The sequence below is a fragment of the Streptococcus oralis SK304 genome, from assembly GCF_000287715.1.
GTDB lineage: Bacteria > Bacillota > Bacilli > Lactobacillales > Streptococcaceae > Streptococcus > Streptococcus oralis_Y.
Window position 1 is genome coordinate 12,603 of the sequence record NZ_ALJN01000002.1, and the last position, 16,216, is coordinate 28,818.

Here is a 16,216-nt window from a genome sequence, read left to right on the forward strand (position 1 = left end):
ATAGCTTGTGGTAGAATAGATTTCAGTTTCAAAAGTATTTTATAGAACAGACTATCCTGAAAGTAGTTTCAGACATCTTATGATTTCTAATCAACCTGAATGTCATCAAAAAAGATAGCAGGCTTGAAAATCTGCTATCTCTTCTGAGACTTGCTATAATAGCTTTTGCTTATTATTCTTTTCTCTTCTTTCCAAACGCAAAGAGTGATAAAAGTACGCCTGCAAGTCCAAGGGAAAGCAGTGAACTTGTTTCCTTGCTTCCCGTATTTGGAAGTTCATCTTGTTTAGCTGCTGGAGCTTGATAGGTCATATCTTGTCCTAGAGATAGTTTATTGTCTGCAGCTGCCAATACTAGATTGGTTTCTCCCTTGTACTCTGGCACTTCATGGATTGCTGCCTCAGCGCCATTGACACCACCCTTATACTCTGGCAGGTCATTTGAAGCTGCCAAGACAAAGTTAGCACCTCCGCTATATTCAGGAAGCTCATTTGAAGCTGCTTGAACTGCATTGACACCACCCTTGAACTCTGGAATCTCATGGACTGCTGCCTCAACAGCATTAACGCCTCCTGCGAATTCCGGTTTTTCTACCGTTGGAGCCGGCTCTTCTCCTACTGTTGCTAATGAGCCTGTGTACTCTGGTATCTCTGCCACAGCGGCTTCTTCTGCATTAACGCCCCCTGTAAACTCTGGAACCTCATGGATAGCAGCTTCACTGCCATTAATACCATCGCTTAGTTTAGAGCCAGCTAAAGATACTGGTAAATTATGCATACTTTCAATTGCACCCTCAGCTAGACCTGTAATCCTTTGCCCCATATCCTCTGGATCCACTGTAAATAGAAGGGTTTTTGAATCGTACTGAGTCATAAAGGTTGCTGTCTTGCCATTTGCCAATTGAAGGGTTGGTGCCTTGTTCACCAATACTTCCGAATCGAACTCCATGGCAATGATACCTGGCCATTTTTGGATAGCATATTTTACTTTTGCTTCTTTAGGAGAAATTCTTTCCTTAGTCAAGAAATCCCAGTTAAATTTCTTAAAGGAAAGTGTGTACGGAACTCCTCCAGGAGCATGGTGTTCATATAAAAGTCCAAATTCATCTGGTCCAATTTGTTGGAGAGAGTTATAAGCATATTCTCCTTCCTGAATCAAATGATGGTGCAACCAAGTTAACTGGCCATCTTCTTCAACACGAGCCACTCGAATATAACCATTTTTACGACCTGGACCGTTTGCATTCGCCAAGAGAATATACTCTTTACCATTTTGAACCGTATGAGTCGCGGCCATTTGGACATAAACATCTGGTACATCGTAGCGATCAACGTTATTGTCCCAAGTTAGACCACCATCATGACTGGTTGCAACCTGTAAATCTCCTGTCAATCCACGCATAAAGAGTTTGAGATCACCATTGTTTAACTGAACAACTGAAGCTTCGGTATTTTGAGCATAATAATTGTTCATGGTGCTTGAATCAACCACGGTACCATCATAAAGTTTACGATTGTCATTGACACCACCACCCATATGCCATGTCTTACCATGATCGTCAGAGTAGATGATTCGAGATGATTGGGAACCATTGAGGTGGTTGGTACGGTTAGTCGTATAGACAGGAACGACAATCCGACCTTTATGTGGTCCAGTACGAAGGGTAATTCCCACTCCAGGACCTACACCCAAGAATTTCATCCAATCGGCTTTGACCATCGGAGTAATGTCTTGAGGCGCTGACCATGTCTTCCCGTCGTCATCACTATAGGACATCCATAGATAGCTATCCTTGGCAATTCTAAATGGGGAAGTTTTATTTGTGGTGAAGTAGATATTGCCTAGTAGTTGGTCACCCTTGTATAGATCACCCTTGTCGCTATAGGCTGGTTTAACAGGATCTACAACAACACGGTAGTCTGTCGCCTTGCCATCCGGTGTATAGACAGTCCCATTTTCTCGAATGGTATAGGCTCCCTTTTCTCCTTCACGATAGAGGATTTGATAGGTTTTTCCATCGATTTCTTTGTAGGCTTCTTCTTTTTGCGAAGACATTCCAAAGATTCCTTTTCCTTCTGGGAACATGTCATAAATGGCAAAGATGCGTTTGGTTTCAGGATCTTGAGTCAAGGTCATATCGATATTCACTGGTGAACCGATTGATGGATCAGAAGCCTTTGGATTGTCACGTAGGTTGGTAATAGTTACTCGATCTCCCCAAGTTTTACCATTATCTTCACTGCGTCTGATGACCATGCCGATATCACCCCAGTCACTCGAATGAAGACGGCGTTCATCTGCACCAGCGATTAAAGTTCCTTTATCTGTCTTGAGCAGAGCTGGAATACGATAACTCTTGATTCCATCTTTATTTGGTTTGTTGTTCATTCCGCCTTCAAAGACGTCTTCTTTCTCAGATATTTTCGCACCTTCTGGAAGTTTCTTCTCCAAATCACCTCTTTCAAATAGTTGACTCCGTGTTTGAACTTCATCTGGGCTTAAAGCACGATCATAAACAGTTAGGTTTCGAACTTGTAGGTTTGATGCCCAAACTGTTTTATTGCCCCGTTTGGTTGCTCCAAGTTGAGCTTGATTAACATCTGGCATATCTTTAATGAAGTTACCAGATTTGAGACTTGTTCGAGATAATACCCCGTTCACGTAGAGGCGCACTCGACCTTTAGGTAGTTCTGCTGTCGGTTTTTCAACTGTGAAAGTCACTGAATTCCACTGGCCAGGACGTACTTGTAAAGGGGCATCCGTATATTTATCATAGAACTGCTCCCCGTTAGCGCCACGCCCTTCAATAAGAGCTGTATTATCAAGGACCGACATAGTAAAGTACTCATTTTCCTTGGTGTCACTGGATACCGAGAAGAGATTGTAAAAGCGTGGAGCTGATGCATCTGGTTTGAACTCCATGTGAACTGTAGCATTTTTTAGTTGCTTTAGTTTGTCTAGTTCACTTGATAAATCGACTCTCTGACCATTTGCCGCATTGGTTTCAACATCTTCTTTTTCTAGGACAGGATTAGCATTTTTTAAATCTCTTGAGTAATAGTCACGAGGAAGCGCTCCCTGGTCTTCTGTTTCCTCTTCCTTATTTGCTTCTTCTGCAGGGGTTTCCGTAGAGGATGGGGTTTCTGATTCTGCACTCTCATTTTTTTTCAAATGATCTTGGTCCACCTCAACGCCATTGTCTTGAGCTGCTGCCAATTTGCCAGCCAAATCCTTATCCAAATGAGCAAGATCTCCCGAGGACACTTCTTTTGGCAATTCTGATAATCCTTGACCAGGTTCGACAGTTTCTGTATTGGCCCCTGCTGCATTGGCTTGCTCTTGAGCTAAGACTGGATTTGCTCCAAATACTACTGTCCCAATCACTACCGATGCCGCACCAACTGCAAATTTTCGAATTCCGTATCGCTGTTTCCGATGTAAAGATTTGTAATTCATGTTTGTCCTTTCATTTTTCATAAAAATAAAGCGCTTTCTTTTTTCTTTAAAAATTTTTATTGTCTCTTCAAGAGACAAGTTTTACAAGAAAGTATCCAACTCAATGAGAGCTCCCAATCCTCTCCCATTTTCTGCTGAGCCATTCTTTAAGCGCCCAGCAGCATTTTTCCTCCTTTCACAAGTGATTTTTCCTTTATTATACAATAAAGTCTTATATTTATATCTATGTTCTCACAGAATAGATTTTACTTTTAAGAATATTTTAATATTTTAAATTTTCTAAAAGTACTTTCAGGTTTTAGATGTAAAAAAGAGAGCTCATGGGCTCTCTCATTCATTATCTTGCGTACTTAAAAGGAATCTCACTACCACAGAGCCAGTTATAAACTTGGTCATTAACAAAAACATTCATGGCTTCGTGGGCATACTCAGGCATGATGCGATATGCCTTATCACAGGTCAGACGGTTGTAAATTGCAAACTGGGTAATAGGATAACAAACATCATCGTCCAAGCCCGTAATCATCTTGACCTCACCTTGAATGCGATGGGCAAGATTTTTCACATCGATATAGGCAAGAGTCGCCATAATTTCCTCCTCTGTTTCATGGAAGGGATCGTGGAACTTGAAATATCGGAAGAGTTCATCATAGGCTTCACTGGTATTGCCAATCTCAAGCACTCGTCTAAAGTCAGACAAGAAGGGATAGATGGCAACTGTTTTCTGAATCCGAGGATTGAGCGCTGCTGCAACCAGGGCTAAAGCTCCTCCTTGTGAGGCACCATAACTAGAAAGTCGCTTCTCATCCACCTGAGGTAGACTAGCAATAATTTCAACCAACTGGTAAATATCCAGATAAACATCCTTATAAAAGAGATGCTCCCGACCTTCCACAGCACCACGGATGATATGCCCCTTAACAGTATTTCCTAACGGAGAGCGCGAGCCGTCTTTCGAATAGCCTGATTGGCCTCGAACATCCATAGAAACAACCCCGTAATCAGCCACGGTGAAGGCCAGCATGTCGGCCCAGTCCCAACCACGTCCCATATAGCCATGAAAGTGAAAGATTAGGGGAACTTTACCCTCACTCTTTGGAAGGACGACACGTGCGTAGACCTTGCCTTCATTGGTTCCTTCAAAGGTTAGCTCATAGCACTTGACTTGGGGAATATGGAAATCTCTTTCCTCCAACTGGTAGGCTGGAAGAGTTGAAACCTTTTTCACTTCCCCATCCCAAAAAGTATCAAAGTCTTCTGGAACCTCATCTCGCCCTCTATAAGTCTTGATTTCTTCTAACAAAGCTGGATGTTTCATAGCATGCTCCTTTTGATTTGTAATCGCTATCATAACTCTAGCATATCTGGGAAAGCAATGCAAGAAAGAATGGTAAACAGAAAGTGATTTTAGATTCTCCTCCCTCAAACTGATCGTCTGAAAGTAGTTTTAAAATCTTAAACTTCTAATCTTCCGTTTTACATATGATCCTTCACAGCAACTGCTACCATTTTGGCTTTGGCACGGACTTTAGTAGCCACTGTCATCTCCATAGCAATAATTGCTTTTCTTTCCCCTAATTCCTCCAGAGTAGAAGTAACCACAATTTCATCTTCAATTGGACTAGGACTAAGGTAATCAATCTCCAAGCGAGCTGTAATAAAACGTCCTATCACAGTTGATTCCGTCAGTTCCAACCCTTTTTGATGATGGGCAAACCAAGCTGCTGAGGCCGTGCCATGGCAATCAAAAACAGTCGCTATCATTCCTCCAAAGACATTTGATGGAACTCCACCAGTATAAGCATTTTCAAGCTTTATCCGACTAATACAACTCTTTCCATCTATACTTGGATAGGTTTTTAAATGTAAGCCTAAATCATTCTTGGGACCACATCCCCAACAATGCTGAAATCGTTCTCCATACCTATCTTGGATAGCAATCGCTCTGGTTTCTAACATTCTTTTCACTCCTCCTTACTCAGATGGGGCAATTATATCAAGCTTCAGTCAAAGAGTAAATAGGTTTGGAGACTAATATCTTTTTATCTCTCGACTAAGTTTGATTTATAGCCGACCATTTTATAAAAATAAAAAGAGCGTTTCCGCTCTCTGTGTATCAATAGGTGCTAGCTCCTTTCTCTAGTTTGACGGTTTGGAATTTCTTTTGGTAGGTTACTTTAATAGTCATGTGTGAGTCCTCGTTTCTTTTTGATGACTCTAATATAAGACCCAAACCTAAAAGCTAGCTTATAGATTTCTTAGAAAAGGCTTAATCTAGATGTTCTCTCTTTTCTAGATGAAGAGCAATCATGCGCCATTCTAGATCCTCTTTCCAACCTTCTATTGAACTAATGTAGCTGGCAACCTTCCTGGCTTCTTCTAAAATCGGAAAGTCTTCGATAATATCAGCCACTTGAAACTCTGGAAGTCCTGACTGTCTGGTTCCAAAAATCTCACCCGATCCGCGCATTTTCAAATCTTCCTCAGCAAGGACAAATCCGTTGGTGGTTTCTGTCATGATGCGCATGCGGTCTTTCCCTGACTCGGTCTTGGGATTGGCAACGAGAACAGCATAGGACTGCTTGTCTCCCCGACCCACACGACCTCTGAGCTGGTGAAGCTGGCTGAGACCGAACCGATCGGCATCCATGATGATCATGACGGTCGCATTAGGGACATTGACCCCAACCTCGATAACCGTTGTCGAAACTAGAATATCTGTTTTTCGCTCTTTGAAATCCTGCATGATTTGGTCTTTTTCATCACTCTTCATCTTACCATGTAGAAGAGCCACTTCGGCCTTACCTGCAAAATGGGCCGTCAATTCCTCTGATAAGGCAATAGCATTTTTCAAATCCAGAGCTTCAGATTCTTCAATCAAGGGAGAGATGACATAGGCTTGAGAACCCTTTTGAATTTCTCCTTCTAACCAAGTCAGCACCTGAGGCAGTTGCTCATGTTTGATCCAACGTGTCACAATGGGTTTCCGACCCGCAGGCATCTGGTCGATAATGGAAACATCCATATCTCCAAAGGCTGTGATAGCAAGCGTCCGTGGAATGGGCGTCGCCGTCATCATGAGGACATCTGGATTGTCTCCTTTTTCCCGCAGAACACGCCTTTGCCCCACACCAAAACGGTGCTGCTCATCGATGATAATCAAGCCAAGACGAGCATAATCCACCCCATCTTGTATCAGAGCGTGGGTTCCGATAATCAAATCGGCCTCACCCTTGGCAATGGTCTCTAAAACTTCTTTTTTTTCTGCAACTTTTAAGGAACCTGTCAAGAGAGCGAATTTCAAGTCTGGAAAGAGACTCTGTAGACTTTCAAAGTGTTGCTCTGCTAGGATTTCTGTCGGTACCATGAGAGCAGCCTGGTAGCCAGCCGTCACCGCAGCAAACATGGCCAAGCCAGCGACTACCGTCTTTCCGCTCCCTACATCTCCTTGCAGGAGACGATTCATGTGGTGGTCCGACTTCATGTCGGCCAAAATTTCCTGCAAACTCTTTTCCTGAGCTTGTGTCAGGGCAAAAGGAAGATTTTCTTTAACGGCAGTCACTTTTCCCTGAGACCAGTTCAGAACAAGACCGCTTCCTTGAACTCTATTTTCAGACTTGAGCGTCTGCAACTGCATTTGAAAGTAAAAGAGTTCCTCAAACTTGATACGGCGAAGGGCCTGCTTGTATTCTGCCAAATCCTTTGGAAAATGCATAGCACGAACAGCCTGACAACGGGACATGAGTTTGTATTTATCAAGTAAAGACTGGGGAAGATTTTCCTCAATCAAGAGGTCCAATCCCTGATCAAAGGCTGTCTTAATGACCTTAACCAAACTGGCCTGACTGATTCCCTGAGCCAGACGATAGACAGGCTGGAGGTCATCTTCCACCTGAGCTAGAACCTTCATCCCAGTCAGACTAGCCTTGGCACGGTCCCACTTCCCAAAAACAGCAAGGGTTGCTCCCAACTCTATCTTGTCTGCTAGATAGGGCTGGTTAAAGAAATTCACCGCAAAAACGACCTCTCCCTGCTTAAGGCTAAAACGTAGGCGATTGCGCTTGAAACCATAATACTGTACACTGGCAGGTGTCACGACTTGACCAGACAGGACCGCCTTTTCGCCATCTTCCAGCTCCAGCACCCGCTTGGTTTTGAAGTCTTCGTAACGGAAAGGAAAGTAGAGCAAGAGGTCTTGCAAGTTTTCAATTCCTAGTTTGGCGTATTTCTCGGCTGACTTTGGTCCCACACCAGGCAAGACATGCAAGGGTTGATGTAGATTCATGCTCCACTCCTTTCTTTTTTAATAATATTCTCTCGGAATGCGATCGCTGAGGAGGCAAACCACCTCATAATTAATGGTTCCGCGGTAGGTCGCTACCTGAGTTGCTGTGATTTCCTTGTCACCGTTGGAGCCAATCAAGGTTACTTTTGTTCCTAGCGGATAAATCTTAGGCAAGCGAATGGTGATTTGGTCCATAGAAACCCGTCCTACGATTGGGCAAGCTTGTCCATCTACTAAAACAGAGAAATTCTGCATGTCTCGTGTCCAACCATCCGCATAGCCGATTGGCACGGTCGCGATGACTTGCTCGCTATCCGCCTGATAGGTGGCTCCATAGCCCATGCAAGCTCCAGCTGGCACTGTCTTGACATGGACCAGAGCAGACTCCAAACTCAAGGCTGGTGTCAAGTCATAAGGCAAGTCTAAGACATCTCCACTTGGATTGAGACCATACATGGAATCTCCCATACGGACCGCATTGAAAATAGTTTCAGCATGCCAGAGGGTCGTTGCCGAGTTGCTGGCATGAACCAGCTCTGGAACATCCTTCATACTTGCCAAAATAGCTTTAAAGCGTTCTAACTGGGCATTAAAATATGTATCTGATTCCTCATCTGCAGTAGCAAAGTGGGTAAAAATCCCCTCAACACGCGCACCATGTTGTTTGAGCAAGTCTTGAGCCAGATCAGCTTCACTGGCCTCTCTAAAACCAATCCGTCCCATTCCTGAGTCAATCTTGAGGTGAACTGTTAAGCCTGCTAGGTCATTCTCCCTAGATAAGAGAGCTTGAATCCACTCCAACCCTGCCACTGTCAAGGTGATGTCGTATTCTTTAGCTAGGGAAACAGCTTCTAGCTCAGAAACTCCTAAGATGAGGATTTTCTTGTTTATACCTGCTTGACGCAACTCGATAGCTTCATCGATATTGGAAACGCAAAATCCATCAACAACATCCTGGATCGCCGTTGCAACAGCTACCGCCCCATGTCCATAAGCATTAGCCTTGACTACTGCAAATTTGAGCGTACCATTAGGGATATGACTTCCCATTTGTTGTATATTTTGTCGAATAGCTCCCAAACGAATCAGAGCCTTGGTTGGTCTATGTAGACTAGCTTTCATGATTTTCCTCCAAAATGACACTGGCTGTCACAAACTGATCTGTATGGCTAATTGACAGCCAAATCTTTCCTGAAAATGGCGACTGACTAAAATAGGGAGCCCCTCTTTCATTGTTCAAGACTTCCAAATCCCGAAAGGTCAGTTTGCCAATTCCTGTCCCCATAGCCTTGGAAAAGGCCTCCTTAGCCGACCAGCGGCCTGCCAAGTATTCGATCTGTCTGCGCCCTTTGAGACTGGTAAAACGCTCCATTTCTTTAGGGGTCAGCACGCGCTTAGCAAAGCCCTCACGTCGTGTAACTGCGTTTTCTATCGAAGCCAATTCTTCGATGTCAATTCCGTGTCCAACTATCATACTCACAAAAGGAGTTGAGATTCCCCCAACTCCATCCTTTTCACTTATTTTGTTAAGGTAGTATAAATTTCGTCTACCAAGGCTACTGTATTTTTCCAACCTAGACAAGGGTCAGTAATAGAGCAACCAAAGACCTCTGGTTGATTTTGGCGGCCATCTGCTAGGTATGATTCGATCATAAAGCCTCGAACCGTCTTTTTAATCTTTTCATTCCAGTCACGATTCAGCAAGGCTTGACGAACAATGCGAATTTGTTCCATATACTGCTTGCCTGAATTGTCATGATTGGTATCGATGATAATGAAGGGATTTTCAAGTCCCATGGTCTCATAGCGATTGATGGCATTTAAGAGGGTTTCATAATAGAAATTGGGTTCATTTTTACCATATTCGTTCATGGCGCCACGAAGGATAACGTGGGCCAAGGGATTTCCTGAAGTTTCCACTTCTTGGCCATGGTAAAGGAAGGTTTGCTTGTTTTGAGCCGCATAGATGGCATTAAACATGACCCCGAGGTTCCCAGATGTTGGATTTTTCATCCCAACTGGAGCATCAATCCCAGAGGCTAAAAAGCGGTGTTCTTGGTCTTCCACTGAACGAGCCCCAACAGCATGGTAGCTGACCAGGTCATCAACCAAAACGAGATTTGACGGATAGAGCATCTCATCAGCTGTTGTCAATCCAGTCTCCGTAATCACACGGTAGTGCAGTTGACGAACGGCTTGCAAGCCATTAATCAAGCTTGGAGCTTTCGAAGTATCGGGCTGATGAACCAAACCCTTATAGCCATCTCCATTGGTACGAGGTTTAGCTGTATAAACACGCATCACGATAAAGATTTTATCCGCAACTTTTTTCTGCAAGTCTGCTAAGCGGCGAGCATATTCGAGTACTGCTTCTTCATTGTCCGAAGAGCAAGGCCCCATCACCAAAAGGATTCGGTCGTCCTCACCCGAAATGATGGCTGCCAACTCTCTATCACGGGCTTCTTTTTTTCGCAAGGCTTCAGGTGACAACTGGGTCTCAGCCTTGATTGCTTCAATATCAATTTCTTGACCTTTTTCGATAAATGCCATCTTACTCTCCTAGCGTTTGGTAAATTTCGCGAACAAGTGCTTCTGTGTTGTCCCAGCCTAGACACGGATCTGTAATGGACTTACCAAAAACTTCAGGTTCATTTTGACGTCCATCTTCTAGATAGGACTCAATCATAAAACCACGAACGTATTTCTTGATTTTCTCATTCCAGTCACGGTTAATCAAGGTCTGACGAACGATACGGATTTGATCCATGTACTGCTTGCCTGAATTGTCATGATTGGTATCAATGATGATAAAGGGATTTTCTAAGCCCATCTTTTCATACTGGGCAATGGTATCCATCAAATTGTCATAGTAGTAGTTAGGAATATTTTTCCCGTATTCATTCAAGGCACCGCGAAGAATTGCGTGGGACAATGGATTCCCCGTTGTTTCCACCTCTTTACCGAGGAAGAGGAAACTCTGTTTATTTTGCGCTGCATAAATCCCGTTAAACATAACATTGAGATTTCCAGATGTGGGATTTTTGAATCCTGTTGAGAAATCTGCTCCGCTCGCTACAAAACGGTGCTGTTGATCCTCTACAGAACGAGCTCCAACAGCCATATAAGAAATCAAATCATCCACCAGCGGAAGATTTTCAGGATAAAGCATCTCATCCGCTGTTGTCATGCCAGTCTCAGAAATAACGCGGTAATGTAAATGACGAACAGCCTTGATTCCATTGATCAAGCTAGGTGCTTCTTTAGCATTTGGTTGATGAATCAAGCCCTTATAGCCGTCTCCATTGGTACGAGGTTTAGCCGTATAGACACGCATGACCATAAAAATACGATCTTTGACCTCTTCTTGCAAAGTAGATAGACGTTTGGCATACTCGAGAACCGCTTCTTCATTATCAGATGAACATGGTCCAATCACCAAGAGAATACGCTGATCTTCCCCACGGATGATGGCTTCCAATTCCTGATCACGTTGGTTTTTTCTCGCAAGAGCCGCCCCCTCTAATTTAGACAAGGTGCGAACTTCTTCAATGTTAATTTTAGGACTTTTAGCTGTAAATACCATGATTCATCTCCTTATAAAGCAAACGGACACCAAGCAAAAAATGACTTTTACCAGGTATCCGCCTGTATCTTATCTCGTATTATTGTCTCTTACCATGACAGTTCTTGAATTTCTTACCAGATCCACATGGGCATTGATCATTTCGTCCAATTTGGCTCAAGTCCACATCTTTTGGAAGCTGAGTCTGCTGCGCCGCGATATTACGAGTCGCAGTTGTACTGATATTGTGTTCAGTTTGAGGACGTTCCTGTTCGTGGATTTGTGCTTTCATCATCAAGCGGGTCACATCAAATTCAATTGATCCAATCATGTCATTAAACATGCGGAAACCTTCTGCTTGATATTCTACAACAGGGTTGTTTTGGGCATATCCACGAAGACCAACAGCATTTCGCAACTGATCAAGAGCATCGATATGGTCTGTCCACTTGTTGTCTACAACACGTAGGATCAAGACCTTCTGGAACTCTTTCACTGCTTCTTCATCACGAAGTTTGGCAACTTGACTATCATAAACTTTCAAGGCACGTTGGAAAAGTTCATCTTTGATGGCCTGATCTGACAGACCTGCAAGATCTGAACGACTGATTGAATCTTCTGGAAGCAAGTTATACTTAGCAAAGTTCAGGATTGCTTCCAGTTTTTCATCTTCTTTCGAACGAGCATGTGCATCTACGATTCGGCCAATGGTACGGCGGATCATAGCATGGATTTCAGGTGCCAAGTCACGGTCTGCAGTGATGACATCATAACGTTGTGCATAGATGATTTCACGTTGTTCACGCATAACGTCATCGTATTGAAGGACTTGTTTACGAGTATCGTAGTTGTTTCCTTCGACACGTTTTTGAGCTGCTTCAACTTGACGCGTTAACATGCGAGATTCGATGGCTTCATCAGACATGTTAAGACGTTCAAAGACACCTTTCAAACGTTCTGAACCAAAACGTTTCATCAAATCATCTTCAAGAGACAAGTAGAATTGTGACTCACCTGGGTCTCCTTGACGCCCTGAACGTCCACGAAGCTGATTATCAATACGGCGACTTTCATGGCGTTCTGTACCAATGACACAAAGTCCACCAAGTTCACGAACCCCTTCGCCAAGCTTGATATCAGTACCACGACCGGCCATGTTGGTTGCGATAGTAACTGCGCCACGCTGACCAGCGTTCATGATGATTTGCGCTTCTCTGTAGTGGTTCTTCGCATTCAAGACTTCGTGAGGAACACCTGCCTCTACCAGTTTTTTAGAAAGAAAGTCACTCGTTTCAACTGCAACTGTACCTACCAAGACCGGCTGACCTTTTTGGTGACGAGCTTTTACATCTTCAACTACAGCCTTAAACTTCGCATCAAGACTGGCATAGAGAAGGTCTGAGTGGTCGATACGTTGGATTGGACGGTTGGTTGGGATTGGGATAACACGAATATTGTAGATTTCGCGGAATTCTTCTTCTTCTGTTTTACCAGTACCCGTCATACCTGCCAATTTCTTATACATACGGAAGAGGTTTTGGTAGGTGATAGAAGCTGAAGTCTTAGTCTCATCTTGGATTGGCACACCTTCTTTTGCTTCAATTGCTTGGTGCAAGCCGTCAGAGTAACGACGACCTTCCATGGTACGACCTGTAAATTGGTCGACAATCAAGATTTCTTGCTCTTCACTAACCACATAGTCGATATCGAGAATCATGATATAGTTGGCACGGAGGGCATTGTCAATAAAGTGGGTAAGAGCCACGTTTTCGACATCATAGAGATTTTCCAGTTTGAAATAGCTCTCAGCCTTGTCAATCCCAGAATCAGACAAACCAATCGTCTTAGACTGAATGTCAATAATATAGTCATCCTTGTCCAAAGACTTCACAAAATGATCCGCCATGTGGTAGAGTTGGCTAGTCTCAACTGCATTGGCACCTGAAACGATCAAAGGAGTACGGGCTTCATCGATCAAGATCGAGTCAACCTCATCGACCAAGGCATAGTTAAGCGGACGTTGTACCATGTTTTCTGCACGAACGACCATATTATCACGAAGGTAGTCAAAACCAATCTCTGAGTTGGTTGAGTAGGTAATATCACAGAGGTACGCTTCTTTTTTCTCCATTGGAGATTTGGCTGCCAAGTTGATCCCTACTGACAGACCAAGCCATGAGTACAATTCACCCATCTCAGTCGCGTCACGTTCTGTCAGGTATTCGTTGACAGTAACTACGTGAACCCCTTTACCTGCAAGGGCATTGAGGTACACTGGCATGGTCGCCGTCAAGGTTTTCCCTTCACCAGTACGCATCTCTGGAACGTCACCATGGTGAAGAACAATCCCACCCATGACCTGAACTTTATAAGGGAAAAGTCCAAGGACACGTTTTGCTGCTTCACGGACTACCGCAAAAGCCTCATATAACAGTGAATCAAGTGATTCTCCCTTATTGTAGCGTTCTTTAAATTCGTCAGTTTTTGCTTTTAGTTCTTCGTCCGACATTGCGGCCATTTGGCTCTCATAGTTAAGAACCTTATCAGCCATCTTTTCTAGACGACGAAGTTCCCCTTTATCATTTTCGATAATTGTTTTTAAAATATTAGCCATGATTTTCCTTACTTTAGATTCTGAATATTTTAGAATGTTCTTTTAATTTTAGCATATTTACCATTATTTTTCAAGAAAGAATCCTTGTTTTACAAGGGGAAAAAAGGACTAGAAGCCAGTCTAGTCCTTCATTTGTTAATGTTTAATTTCCCAAGAATGCAGGTAATATCCCAAAATACCAAAAGAGATTGATCCAGAAGGCCATGCATAATAGCACTCCAAAAATAAAAAGGCTGATTTTTTTAATCAATACGGAGTATAGGATGGATAAAACACCAAAAATCACAAAGAGTTTTTTCATAACGAAATAATATACTGAAACTCCTCCTATTTGCCAATCCCAAGGAAGGAAAAACATGAGGAACCAGAGAAGGCAAATCGTAAGAATATATCTCTTGTAGTGCGCTTCAAGAAAGGCTTTTGTTTTCTCCATAGCAAACCTCCATTTGAGTCACTGTCTCTTCCCTTTTATTATACCAAAAAAACCTGGAAAGCTTTTTCCAGGTTTGAGTTTGAAATCACTAGTCATACTAGAGAAATTCCTTTATTCATAGGCTGATTCACTTTATTGACTTGATGAAGATGTTCCAAAATCGACCTTAGGAACTGTCTTGGCTTCTTCTGTTTCTTTAAAGGTTTCAGCTTCTTTAAAGTTCATCATATTCGCAAAAAGCACGGTTGGAAAACTTCTCAACTTTTGATTGTACTCAGCTGCGACTTTATTATAGTCCTTGCGTGCTACAAAGATACGATTTTCACTTCCTGAAAGTTCCACCATTAGTTGCTCAACATTTTGATTGCTCTTGAGTTCTGGATAATTCTCCGTCAAGGAAATCAAGCGGGAAAGAGCAGAGCTCAATTCTCCCTGAGCCTTTTGGTTTTCTTCCGAAGTTACTGAGCTACTACCGATTTTAGCTCTAGCATCCGCAATCTTGGTAAAGACTTCGGTTTCATGATTCATTTGTCCTTTAACGGACTCCACCAAGTTACCAATCAAGTCCGAACGACGTTGGAGGGCTGTCGAGACATCAGCCTGAGCCTGCTCCACTTTAGTCTGTTCACCAACCAGACCATTATAGGTCGTCACTGCGGAACAACTTCCCAGAATTAGTAGTCCAAAGAAAATCGCTACTATTGAGAGAATTACTTTATTTTGTTTCATATCAAAACCTTAACACTTTCTTTTATCAACTTTTCTGAGAAAATACTCAGATTTTAAATCAATTTCCCAAACTTTGTTTTTATTTTTAATTAAGGAGTGAACTCTTGCAAAGGAGTCACCTAACTGTATGGAGAAATCGGTTTGAGCAATATATGATTACTCACCAGTCATCAGACGAACCGCCGCCATCGAAGCCACCGCCGTCCCAGCCTCCAGATGAATCGGAGCCCGAGTCAGACCAAGAGGATCCTGAATCTGATGAGTCACCGCCCCACCAGCCACCGCCAGAATCATCTCCATGTGAACCGCCACCACGGCCTCCAGATATAAATCCAATGATCATCACGATGAAGTAAATGAGAATTCCAAATCCGATAACTCCGTCACTCGAACTACTTTTTCGATGACGTCTCGAAGAACTACTCTCACCAGCATATCTTTCAAGTTCCCTTAAGCGACTAGAGTTGGTGGTATAGTCGTAACTACTTCTAGAACTTGAAGCAGTCGTACTCGATCCACTATAGAACATGTAGTTGAGATTATTGACTATTGAGAGAACTCCATTGTTGTAATCCCCTTTTTGAAAATAAGGGCGTGCTGTTTTCAAAAATCTATTTGTCTGATAGTCAGTGATCTTACTGGCCACATTATTGCTTGTTTCAATCCGTGATTTTCTATCCTCAATAGCGACCACAATCAAGGCGCCGTTGTTGTCTCCCGAATAGCCAATCTTCCAAGCTCTAGCTGTTTCATTGGCTACTGTTTCGATTGTTTCTCCATCTAGGCTTTTCACAACATAAACGCCCATTTGGAATTTTTCTGATTTTTTACTATTGACATTATTCAATTCTCGTATCTGACTTATAGTCTCATCCGTTAAATAATGATCCGGGTCATAGATCCCGTACTCAGGTTTTTCAGGTGCTGTAAATGCTGACAAGAAGAGAAAGACCATCAGCAATCCAAGCAAGCGAACCAACAAACTATGTTTAAATAATCTTCTTCTTTTCATAATAACCTCCCTAGTAAAGGAAAATTGATTTAAGGAATTATAGCATTTTGATTTTTACAAAGAAAGTACATTTTCATTACAAATAGATTACAAAATCTAGGAAAATAATTGAATTTTGATGACAGAT

12 protein-coding genes are annotated in these 16,216 nt (G+C 42.8%); all 12 read right to left on the reverse strand.

What is annotated here, in order from left to right:
- Positions 1-172 precede the first annotated feature (172 nt).
- The 12 genes from HMPREF1125_RS02780 to HMPREF1125_RS02835 all read right to left on the reverse strand — a co-directional run bounded on the left by HMPREF1125_RS02780 (position 173) and on the right by HMPREF1125_RS02835 (position 16,089).
- Positions 173-3,454, reverse strand: coding sequence for an SIALI-17 repeat-containing surface protein (locus HMPREF1125_RS02780; protein ID WP_001108141.1), 3,282 nt, complete (start codon positions 3,452-3,454; stop codon positions 173-175).
- 337 nt (positions 3,455-3,791) lie between these two features.
- The gene (locus HMPREF1125_RS02785) at positions 3,792-4,772 is read right to left on the reverse strand and encodes an acetylxylan esterase (RefSeq protein ID WP_000682264.1); all 981 of its coding nucleotides are present in this window, start codon (positions 4,770-4,772) and stop codon (positions 3,792-3,794) included.
- A 158-nt stretch (positions 4,773-4,930) separates the two neighbouring features.
- Positions 4,931-5,413, reverse strand: a complete 483-nt coding sequence (locus HMPREF1125_RS02790) for an acyl-CoA thioesterase (RefSeq protein ID WP_000894820.1) — start codon at positions 5,411-5,413, stop codon at positions 4,931-4,933.
- Between the two features lie 310 nt (positions 5,414-5,723).
- Positions 5,724-7,739, reverse strand: coding sequence for an ATP-dependent DNA helicase RecG (gene recG, locus HMPREF1125_RS02795; RefSeq protein WP_001048794.1), 2,016 nt, complete (start codon positions 7,737-7,739; stop codon positions 5,724-5,726).
- Positions 7,740-7,757: 18 nt separating this feature from the next.
- On the reverse strand, positions 7,758-8,861 hold the full coding sequence (gene alr, locus HMPREF1125_RS02800) for an alanine racemase (protein ID WP_000647929.1): 1,104 nt from the start codon (positions 8,859-8,861) through the stop codon (positions 7,758-7,760).
- Complete coding sequence (acpS, locus tag HMPREF1125_RS02805) at positions 8,851-9,213, reverse strand: holo-ACP synthase (RefSeq protein ID WP_000634995.1); 363 nt, start codon at positions 9,211-9,213, stop codon at positions 8,851-8,853. Before acpS ends, alr begins: the two co-directional genes overlap by 11 nt.
- 44 nt (positions 9,214-9,257) lie before the next feature.
- Positions 9,258-10,289 carry a 3-deoxy-7-phosphoheptulonate synthase gene (locus HMPREF1125_RS02810; RefSeq protein ID WP_000864050.1) on the reverse strand — a complete coding sequence of 344 codons (1,032 nt, stop codon included), beginning with the start codon at positions 10,287-10,289 and terminating at the stop codon, positions 9,258-9,260.
- A 1-nt stretch (position 10,290) separates the two neighbouring features.
- Complete coding sequence (locus HMPREF1125_RS02815) at positions 10,291-11,322, reverse strand: 3-deoxy-7-phosphoheptulonate synthase (protein WP_000232203.1); 1,032 nt, start codon at positions 11,320-11,322, stop codon at positions 10,291-10,293.
- Between the two features lie 79 nt (positions 11,323-11,401).
- Positions 11,402-13,915: a preprotein translocase subunit SecA gene (secA, locus tag HMPREF1125_RS02820; RefSeq protein ID WP_001274110.1), complete on the reverse strand. Its 2,514-nt coding sequence runs from the start codon at positions 13,913-13,915 to the stop codon at positions 11,402-11,404.
- 142 nt (positions 13,916-14,057) lie between these two features.
- Positions 14,058-14,348, reverse strand: a complete 291-nt coding sequence (locus tag HMPREF1125_RS12945) for a hypothetical protein (RefSeq protein ID WP_000415955.1) — start codon at positions 14,346-14,348, stop codon at positions 14,058-14,060.
- A gap of 132 nt (positions 14,349-14,480) precedes the next feature.
- A complete protein-coding gene (locus tag HMPREF1125_RS02830) occupies positions 14,481-15,077 on the reverse strand; it encodes a LemA family protein (protein WP_000812471.1) in 597 nt (198 codons plus the stop codon).
- Between the two features lie 160 nt (positions 15,078-15,237).
- The gene (locus tag HMPREF1125_RS02835) at positions 15,238-16,089 is read right to left on the reverse strand and encodes a TPM domain-containing protein (RefSeq protein WP_000830231.1); all 852 of its coding nucleotides are present in this window, start codon (positions 16,087-16,089) and stop codon (positions 15,238-15,240) included.
- Between the last annotated feature and the right edge of the window lie 127 nt (positions 16,090-16,216).

Bases quoted from the DNA above. Each gene is read 5' to 3' on its own strand.
- HMPREF1125_RS02780 (WP_001108141.1), bottom strand. From the start codon at position 3,454: ATGAATTACAAATCTTTACATCGGAAACAGCGATACGGAATTCGAAAA.
- HMPREF1125_RS02785 (WP_000682264.1), bottom strand. From the start codon at position 4,772: ATGAAACATCCAGCTTTGTTAGAAGAAATCAAGACTTATAGAGGGCGA.
- HMPREF1125_RS02790 (WP_000894820.1), bottom strand. From the start codon at position 5,413: ATGTTAGAAACCAGAGCGATTGCTATCCAAGATAGGTATGGAGAACGA.
- recG (WP_001048794.1), bottom strand. From the start codon at position 7,739: ATGAATCTACATCAACCCTTGCATGTCTTGCCTGGTGTGGGACCAAAG.
- alr (WP_000647929.1), bottom strand. From the start codon at position 8,861: ATGAAAGCTAGTCTACATAGACCAACCAAGGCTCTGATTCGTTTGGGA.
- acpS (WP_000634995.1), bottom strand. From the start codon at position 9,213: ATGATAGTTGGACACGGAATTGACATCGAAGAATTGGCTTCGATAGAA.
- HMPREF1125_RS02810 (WP_000864050.1), bottom strand. From the start codon at position 10,289: ATGGCATTTATCGAAAAAGGTCAAGAAATTGATATTGAAGCAATCAAG.
- HMPREF1125_RS02815 (WP_000232203.1), bottom strand. From the start codon at position 11,322: ATGGTATTTACAGCTAAAAGTCCTAAAATTAACATTGAAGAAGTTCGC.
- secA (WP_001274110.1), bottom strand. From the start codon at position 13,915: ATGGCTAATATTTTAAAAACAATTATCGAAAATGATAAAGGGGAACTT.
- HMPREF1125_RS12945 (WP_000415955.1), bottom strand. From the start codon at position 14,348: ATGGAGAAAACAAAAGCCTTTCTTGAAGCGCACTACAAGAGATATATT.
- HMPREF1125_RS02830 (WP_000812471.1), bottom strand. From the start codon at position 15,077: ATGAAACAAAATAAAGTAATTCTCTCAATAGTAGCGATTTTCTTTGGA.
- HMPREF1125_RS02835 (WP_000830231.1), bottom strand. From the start codon at position 16,089: ATGAAAAGAAGAAGATTATTTAAACATAGTTTGTTGGTTCGCTTGCTT.